General features: G+C 56.5%; 7 protein-coding genes. 5 read left to right on the top strand and 2 right to left on the bottom strand.

What is annotated here, in order from left to right:
• From ABY948_RS09500 to ABY948_RS09490, 3 genes are all read left to right on the top strand, one after another.
• Positions 1–331: divalent metal cation transporter (locus ABY948_RS09500; protein ID WP_461482293.1), on the top strand; the 331-nt coding region annotated here is incomplete at its 5' end.
• Between the two features lie 645 nt (positions 332–976).
• A complete protein-coding gene (locus ABY948_RS09495) occupies positions 977–1,465 on the top strand; it encodes a L,D-transpeptidase family protein (RefSeq protein ID WP_461482292.1) in 489 nt (162 codons plus the stop codon).
• A 29-nt stretch (positions 1,466–1,494) separates the two neighbouring features.
• A complete protein-coding gene (locus ABY948_RS09490) occupies positions 1,495–2,478 on the top strand; it encodes a L,D-transpeptidase family protein (RefSeq protein ID WP_461482291.1) in 984 nt (327 codons plus the stop codon).
• Between the two features lie 23 nt (positions 2,479–2,501).
• On the opposite strand, the gene ABY948_RS09485 is transcribed toward ABY948_RS09490, so the two are convergent.
• Positions 2,502–2,777 (bottom strand): Lpp/OprI family alanine-zipper lipoprotein, encoded by a 276-nt coding sequence (locus ABY948_RS09485; protein ID WP_461482290.1) that lies wholly within the window; start codon positions 2,775–2,777, stop codon positions 2,502–2,504.
• A 300-nt stretch (positions 2,778–3,077) separates the two neighbouring features.
• On the bottom strand, positions 3,078–4,163 hold the full coding sequence (gene pbpG / locus ABY948_RS09480) for a D-alanyl-D-alanine endopeptidase (protein WP_461482289.1): 1,086 nt from the start codon (positions 4,161–4,163) through the stop codon (positions 3,078–3,080).
• 375 nt (positions 4,164–4,538) lie between these two features.
• Between pbpG and ABY948_RS09475 the strand changes: the two genes are divergently transcribed.
• Entirely contained in the window at positions 4,539–7,613 is a 3,075-nt protein-coding gene (locus ABY948_RS09475; RefSeq protein WP_461482288.1) for a transglycosylase domain-containing protein, read from the top strand.
• Between the two features lie 465 nt (positions 7,614–8,078).
• Entirely contained in the window at positions 8,079–8,411 is a 333-nt protein-coding gene (locus ABY948_RS09470) for a YnfA family protein (RefSeq protein ID WP_461482287.1), read from the top strand.
• The last annotated feature ends 180 nt before the right edge of the window (positions 8,412–8,591 follow it).

Genomic DNA, 8,591 nt, shown 5'->3' with positions numbered 1-8,591 from the left:
CCTGGCCGCCGCATATGCCGTCAGCGGCGCCTTGGGCTGGCCCATGTCAATGACGGACATTCGGTTTAAGGCGGTCTGGGCCGCAGTTTTAGTCCTGGGAGCATTCGCAGCTACAGTGGGTACTCGCCCTATTGCCGCGATTCTGTTTGCCCAGGCGACCAATGGATTTTTACTCCCTATCGTAGCGGTGTTCTTGCTGATTGTGATGAACCGCTCGGATTTGCTGGGTGAATACCGAAACCACCTGTGGGCAAATATTTTTGGGGTGTTGGTCGTGATAGTGGTGTTGGGTTTGAGCCTGTTCAAGTTGGCACAGCTTGCGGGGTTTTAGGGTCTGTTAACCCCCTCCAAAAATTCCGGCAAACGTTGACCGCTCTTCACGTTGTACTGGACTCATTACGCTGCCCTCCCCCGGTCTGGCAGCGTTACTGTTTGTATGAATTCTTTATGACATAAACCTTTGACATGAAAATATGGCCGATGATGGTTCCGGGTATCAACGGGTCGTAACGATTTTTTAATCATTCACCCCCCTCTCGTTTTCTCCGCAACCTGCCACACCCGGTAAACAGCAACAGGGATTTGCAATGCCGAGAAAAACGAGGATGTATCTTTCCGGAGTTCCAGACCATATCATTCAGCGGGATAATCACCGTGCCGCCTGCTTCCTGCTTCTTTTGTACGATGACTATCTCTATTACAAGGCATTGCTGGCCGAAGGGCTAAGGATTCGGCGTCAGGCACTCCAACTATTCAAGCTTCAGCGAAGGTCCTGGGACTGCATCATCTCTCTCAACACCAAAAATAGACATCCGCTGGAGCGCCGGTTTTTTTATGTGCTTTATTGGGCCTGCAAACCCATCTCCTTATCACCCTCCCCCGAATAAAATAGTAGAGCCTGCACTGTTTTGAATTAAGCTCACACTGGTGGTCAACTTACACAGCAGGGCAATGCCCCGGAGCGAGTTAACCCATCATGTACAGAGTTTTATTAATCGTTGGCTTGCTGATCTGTCAGCTGGCAATGTCTGGCGAGCCGTTTCTTGCGGACAGCGTGCTGGTCGATAAGTCAGAGCGGAGGCTCTATTTGCTTCGGGATGGGGTAAAGTACCGCGAGTATTCCATCGCTTTGGGCCCCAGGCCGCGTGGGCACAAATTGTATGCCGGCGATGAGCGGACGCCAGAGGGACGTTATATTCTGGATTTCAAGACTGAAAAAAGTGGTTTTTACAAGGCCATCCACATTTCCTATCCTAATGAACAGGATATCAAGCGGGCTTTAGCGATTGGGGCCGCCCCCGGAGGTTCGATCATGATTCACGGTATGCCCAATAACACGACGATACCTCACGAGCTGATTCAGAAATTTAACTGGACCGATGGCTGTATTGCCCTGACCAATGAGGACATGGATGAAATCTGGTCGGCCATTAAGCCGGGGACACCTATTGATATTCTTCCCTAATGGCAGCCTGGCGGCCCATACAGAAAACCATGAAAAGCGCTAGCGCCTTCGGCCTCCTGTTATTGGCTCTTTGTTGCCTGCCCTGCCTGGCCCAGAATCGGCATATCCTGCCACCAGAGGCAAACACGGATCTGGTTGGCAGCAACAGCAGCGCCTACATATCAAGAAAAGAGACGCTGATTGATGTCGCGGTAAGATACCAGTTGGGATATAACATGATCCGCTCGGCAAATCCCGATGTCGATGCCTGGCTGCCCGACGACGGGAGCAAGGTGTTATTGCCATTCAGTGTTATTTTGCCGAATGCGCCACGAAAAGGGATTGTCATCAATACGGCGGAAATGCGCCTTTTCTTTTACCGCAAGGATGAACAGAACAACAACACGGTGACGGTTTACCCCATCAGCGTCGGCCGCAGGGACTGGGCGACACCGCTGACTGAAACCCGCGTGACCCTGCGAGTTGAACACCCGCCCTGGTACCCCCCCGAAAGCATTCGGGCGGAACACGCCGCCCGGGGTGATGTGCTGCCTAAAGTCGTGCCCGCCGGCCCAGACAACCCCCTGGGCGACTATTTACTGGCATTGGCGATTCCCAGTTATTTTATCCACGGCACCAACAAACGCTTTGGCATCGGCATGCAAGTCACCCACGGCTGTATTCGCATGTACCCCGAGCATATTGAAGAACTCTATAACCTCGTGCCGATTAACACGCCTGTCACCATCGTCAACCAGCCCCACAAAGTCGGCTGGAAAGACGAGAAGCTTTATCTGGAGGTACACCACCCGCTGGAACTTGATGGCGTGGTACAGGCGGAAAACCGCACGGGGATTGTCGACAAGCTGACGCCAATACTGGAGGAACAGCCCGAGGTACTGATTGACTGGAACAGGGTCGATCGCGCAATAAAAAATGCTACGGGCATGCCCGTGCTGGTGGGGATAGAGCCGCACTCACTGTCGGATTTTGAGTATTACAGAAATCACATCCGGTCAGACCGCTCAAACTGACCGGATATGACTGAGCAAGTACACTACTTTTCCATTGCCTTTTTGAAGGCCCGGTCAATTTTCTCGTTGGCTTCGTATGCTGATGTTTGTGCGGCATCAGCGGTACTTTGGGCATTGGCAGCAGCTTTCATTGCAGCATCGGCTGTACGCTGGGCATTGGCGGCAGCTTTATTCGCTTCGGCAGCAGAACGCTGAGCTTCCTCGGCCATTGCCCTGACCTCATCTACCGATGAATTGCTTGCACAACCAGTGACCGCCACCACCATCAGAATCGGTAATACCTTTACTAGAAATTTCATGAAGCTCTCCTTACTGAAGTCAGACTTAAATGCTTTTTGAGTATGGATGCAGGATTTAGGAGTTGCAAACCCTGTTACTGATCAACTTGATTTAAACGAATTATCAGAATGATCCTCCGATAAAATGGATACCCGTTTCATGTTGCCGAACGAAGCCAGGAACAAAGGAATACCAAAGGCAGACCAACGGGGTCGCAACGATTATTTTTTAATCAAATACCCGCACCCCATCGCCCTCGTCAATCACGGCCCCACCGTGACAGGTTATCGGCACCCTACCTATTCGATTTACAGGGGGGATTACCCACCGAGCTCACTGACCTTGCGCTGGCGATAGGCCTTGGCGGCGGGAGGAACCCGGGTGCCATTGCCGGTTTCCAGCCATTGCCTGATGCGGATGGCGTCGCCAACGTGGGAGCGCTTGCCGAAGGAATCCAGCAGCACCACGACCAGAGGACGGTTGTTGATGTTGGTGAGCATGACCAGGCAGCGGCCGGCTTCATTGTTGAAGCCGGTCTTGGTGAGTTGGATATTCCAGGTGTGATTCTGCAACAGGGGGTTGGTGTTGTAGAACGCCAGGGTATAGCGCGGCTTGGAGAAGTGCATGTCCTTTTTGGGGGTCGTGCTCAATTCCTTGATCAGCGCGTACCGCGCTGCGGCTTGCACCATCAGGGTTAAATCCCGGGCGCTGGAAACATTCTGTTCTGACAGCCCCGTGGGTTCAACAAAATGGCTGTGCGCCATACCCAGTGCCCTGGCCTTGGCGTTCATGGCGGCGATAAAGGCGTCATAGCCACCGGCATAGTGATGGGCGAGGGAGGCGGCAGCCCGGTTTTCCGATGACATCAACGTCATTAGCAGCATATCCCGCCGGGAAACGACGCTGCCGATACGCAGGCGCGAAAATACGTTTTTCAATTCCCGGGTCTGGTCTATCTGCACCGAAATCTTTTCATCCAGCGGCTGATTCGCATCCAGCACCACCATGGCCGTCATCAGCTTGCTGATCGAGGCGATGGCTACCACCGCATCAGCATTGTGCGAATACAGGACTTCATCGGTGAGGGTGTCGGTGACCAGGGCCTTCACCGACGCCAGTTCCAGCCGGGCGGAGTCCCGAGTGGCCAGCTTGAGATGCCCTTGTCCTGTGGCCTTGGAGCTAATGCTGGCGCCCGAGTTGGAGCGGGTGTTGATTTCACTGCTCGCTGGAAGCCTGAGAACAGCGCCCTTTTTTAGCAAATCAGTTTTGTTGTGGAGGAATGCGCCGGGATTGGCCTGTTTGATGGCGAATATGGTCTGAGCCATGCTGGCACCAGCTGGGCGGACTCTCTGGGCGATACTCCAGAGCGTATCACCACGGATAACATGGTATTCACCATCGCCCATGGGGAGTACCGGGGCAACCGCACGCTGTGCGGCACTTTGGGCCGTTGGTGCAAATGTCGCAGGGGCTTGCGCCTGGGCGGTCAGCGTCAGAAACAAGGCAAAAAGCATAGCCGGGAAACGAAATGTCACACAAGATTCTCTAATGGCCGATTGCCGCACGCGCCGTAATTGGCTACTTTCACAAGAGAGATTCTAGTATAATTTTCTCTCTTCAGAGCAGGCAGCGGCGCTGTTCGCTAAAAATTTCCCTATGATTGGTTCCGGTCAACACATCCAGACTACCTATCCCCATCATCATAGCCTTCGTTGTGAAAAAGTGCAGTCCATTTATGCACTGACGACCGCGCTTCGCTGCGGAAGAAGGGGGCACTGAAAGTGCCGACCAACCGTTACCATCATCCCGACAGGCAGGCAGGCAAACCCGAAAATTCCCTCACGGCCCCCCGCGATGCACGTCCTAAGGGCGCGTGGTATCGGCCCAGCCTGCTAAAGGTCATCCTGCTTCTGGTGCCACTGGCGCTGCTGTTGGGGGCCTGGTTCGAAGCCGAAACATCTACCCTGCAATCGCGGTTATTGTCGGACTATGGGCGGCGCCTCAGCTACCAACCGCAGCCCGGTATAACTAACGCGGTGCGCTATCCGCGCCAGGGTCCGTTCGACGAGCGCCTGGGCTATGTGCGGCTGCCGATGCTACTCCCCAGGCTCCAGGTCTATGGTATGCAGGTGGCGCAGCAGGCGGCATTCTCACCGGAATTGCTGCGCTACGTGGATGCGGGCTTCTATCCTCCCTACCGGGAAAAGTCCCAGGCCGGGTTGACCATTCTCGACAGCGAGCAACAGCCCCTGTTCCGCTTTCGCTATCCCCGTCGGGGCTACGGGGGCTTCGAGCAGATTCCCGACCCGGTGGTGAGCGCACTGCTGTTCATTGAAAACCGCGACCTGCTGGATGAGCGGAATATTCACGCCAACCCGGCTGTGGACTGGAGCCGCTTTGTGAAGGCGGCGTTGTTCAAGGTGGGCGACGCCATCAACCTGGATACGCCGGCCATGGGCGGCAGTACCCTCGCGACCCAGATCGAGAAATACCGTCATTCCGAGGATGGCGTGACCTCATCGATCGAGGAAAAGCTGCGCCAGATAGCCTCCGCCAGCGTACGGATTTACCAGCAAGGTGCCGACACCCTGCCGGCGCGGCGCGCCCTGCTGGTGGAATACCTCAACACCGTGCCTTTGGCGGCCGCGCCGGGCTACGGCGAGGTAAACGGCATCGGCGACGGGCTTTATGTGTGGTTTGGCGCCGATTTCGACCGGGTCAATGAATTGCTGTCGCAGGTTCAACCCGCGGGGGAACTGCTCGATGGGCAGGGCCTGGCCCTGCGGCAGGTGACGGCCCTGATGATTGCTCACCGGAGGCCATCCCATTATTTGCTCCAGAACCGCGAAGTTCTGGCACGGCTGACCGATTCCTACCTGCGCCTGCTGGGGCGCAACGGCGCCATCGGGCACGACCTGATGGAGGCCGCATTGGCCCAGCAGCTGTCGTTCCGCGATTTCCACCAATCCCCGGCGGTGCAGGTGAATACAACCAACAAGGGGGCGAACGTCGTTCGCAACCGCCTGGTATCCCTGCTGAAAGCTCCTCTCTACGACCTGGACCGACTCGACCTTGTCGCCCATACCTCTCTGGACAAGGCGCTGCAGGAACAGGTGACTGCCCACTTGCGCAGCCTGCGGGACGAAGCGGTGGCCCAACAGAACGGCCTGGTGGGCGAATACCTGCTGCGACCGGGCCAGAGTGCGAGCCTGCACTACAGCTTCACCCTGTTCGAACGCACTGCGGGTGGCAACCAGGTGCGGGTACAGACCGACAACACCGATATCCCCTTCGATATCAACGAGGGCAGCAAGCTGGAACTGGGCTCCACCGCCAAGCTGCGGGTGCTGGCCAGCTACCTGGGCATCATGGCGGAACTGCACCAACGCTTCGCCGCCATGCCGACGGACGACCTGGCACCATTGCGTGACCCGGCGCGGGACCCGCTGTCACGCTGGGTGCTGGAACAGCTGATCGCAACCCCCGACCTGAGCCTGACAGACCTGTTGCAGCGCGCCCTCGACCGCCGCTATTCCGCCAGCCCGGCGGAAGGGTTCTTCACCGGTGGCGGCCGTCACACGTTTGGCAACTTCAAGCCCGAGGACAACGGCCGTGTTCCCAGCGTCCGCGAAGCCCTGCAGCAATCCATCAACCTGCCGTTTGTGCGCATCCTGCGGGATGTCATCAGCTACATCAGCTACCTGCAATGGAGTGATGTGGACCGGGTCCTGAAGGATGACAGCGACGATCGCCGCCGGGAGGTGCTGGCCCGCTTTATCGACCGCGAAGGCGCCGTATTCCTGCAGCGGTTTTGGGTGAAATACCAGAACAAGACCACGGCGAAGCGCCTGGATACTCTGCTGAGCGGCCTCAAACCCACCCCGGTACGGCTGGCGGTGGTGTATCGCTACCTGTTCCCCGAGGCGGATGAAGCCGAGCTTGCCGCGTTTTTGAAAGAGCGGATGCCACAGCAGACGGTGTCGGCGAAGACCGTCCATTCTCTGTTCAAACAATATGCCCCGGACGCCTTCAGCCTGCAGGACCAGGGCTACCTGGCCCGGCTCCACCCGCTGGAACTCTGGTTGCTGGGCTATCTGGAGCGCAACGATAACGCCAGCCTCAACAGCGCGCTGGAAGCGAGCAGGGAACAGCGTCGGCAGGTCTACAACTGGCTGTTGCGCACCAAGGCCAAAAACGCCCGGGACAGCCGTGTCCGCACCATGCTGGAACTGGAAGCTTTCTCTGAGCTGCAGCGGCGCTGGAAACAACTGGGCTACCCCTTCAACTACCTGGTGCCGTCGCTGGCCAGTGCCCTGGGCAGTTCTGGCGACCGTCCCGCCGCGTTGGCAGAACTGATGGGGGTCATCCTTAACGACGGTCGGCGCCAGCCGGTTCACCGCATCAACCGACTGGCGTTTGCGACCGATACCCCCTACGAGGTCAGCCTGGTACTGGCGCCGCAGAAAGCCGAACAGGTGATGCACCCGGAGGTGGCACAGGCGCTCAAGCTGGCGCTGGCGGACGTGGTCAAACAGGGCACCGCCCGGCGCCTGCAGGGGGTGTTCCATCACGCCGATGGTTCGGCCCTGGAGGTGGGAGGCAAGACCGGCACCGGCGATAATCGACTGGTGACCATGACCGGCGGCCAGAAGGTTAAATCCCGCGCCCTCAGCCGCACCGCCACCCTGGTGTTCTACCTCGGCGACGACCATTTCGGCACCCTGACCGCGTTTGTGCCCGGCAGCGACGCGAAGGAATTCAAATTCACCTCCGCCCTGCCGGCCCAGGTTCTGAAGGGCATGGCGCCGATTCTCGAGCCCTACCTGCAGCGAGCTGAAACCCCGCGTCAGGAATAGCCCGCCGGGCCCACGTGCGACAATGTTTCCCCCGTCACCACGCCTGGCGGTTTGGTCGGCAGTTCGCCGCGCTTAACGTATTCAAGCGGTCCCATTAACGGCGGCGGCGATTATGTTTGGCATCCCCTTTACGCGCCGATCAGAGGAAAGTCACTGCCGTGTTCAGCGGAATGAGCCCCTATAACAGGGGAAGAAGAAAGCTAACCCATTGATTCTTAACAATGGTGGAATATGATAGGCGAACAAGGGAATCCATCAACAAGGTTAAAGGAGTGCGCTTTATGCCGAATGGCACCCTCCCTATATACCGCCAACCTATTGTTTTAAATGGAAGTAAATGCATTTCATCGCATGGCTACCCTGAGATAGGGTGCCAGAGTGATAGAGTGATAGAGTGATAGAGTGATAGAGTGCCCGAGTCTTTATAATTAGCTGTTATGTGCAACCAATGAGAGGAATCGGCTTTTGCTCGAAGTGAAAACAGTAGGCCTCTTTTTAATTACTGCTTTGGCAGAAATTATTGGTTGTTACCTACCATATCTTTGGCTACGCGAGGGGAAATCGGTTTGGTTGCTGGTGCCTGCTGCTCTTAGTCTTGCTGCATTTGCTTGGTTGCTGTCTTTGCATCCAACAGCGGCAGGTAGAGTTTATGCGGCCTATGGTGGAGTGTATATTTTTATGGCTATTTTGTGGTTGTGGGCTGTCGATGGCATTCGTCCAACCACATGGGACCTTGTGGGCTCTGGTGTAGCACTTTTGGGCATGGCAATTATCATGTTCGCGCCTCGTGGCACATAACAAGTGTAGGCTGTCGGACAAATTACTCGCTGCGCTCGCAATTTGCCGCTGCTTGCGGCGTTGAGGCTGTAGAAAAACCCCTTTTTGGATGATGTTTTGATAACATTGGCGAAGGCATTAAGGAGCGATGCCGATGCCAAAATTCAAGCCCTACGATTACAACCAAAGCGCGATGGTGGT

It is taken from the genome of Porticoccus sp., assembly GCF_041592135.1.
In the GTDB taxonomy this organism is placed as follows: domain Bacteria; phylum Pseudomonadota; class Gammaproteobacteria; order Pseudomonadales; family Porticoccaceae; genus Porticoccus.
This window is presented reverse-complemented; position numbering and strand designations above follow the sequence as displayed.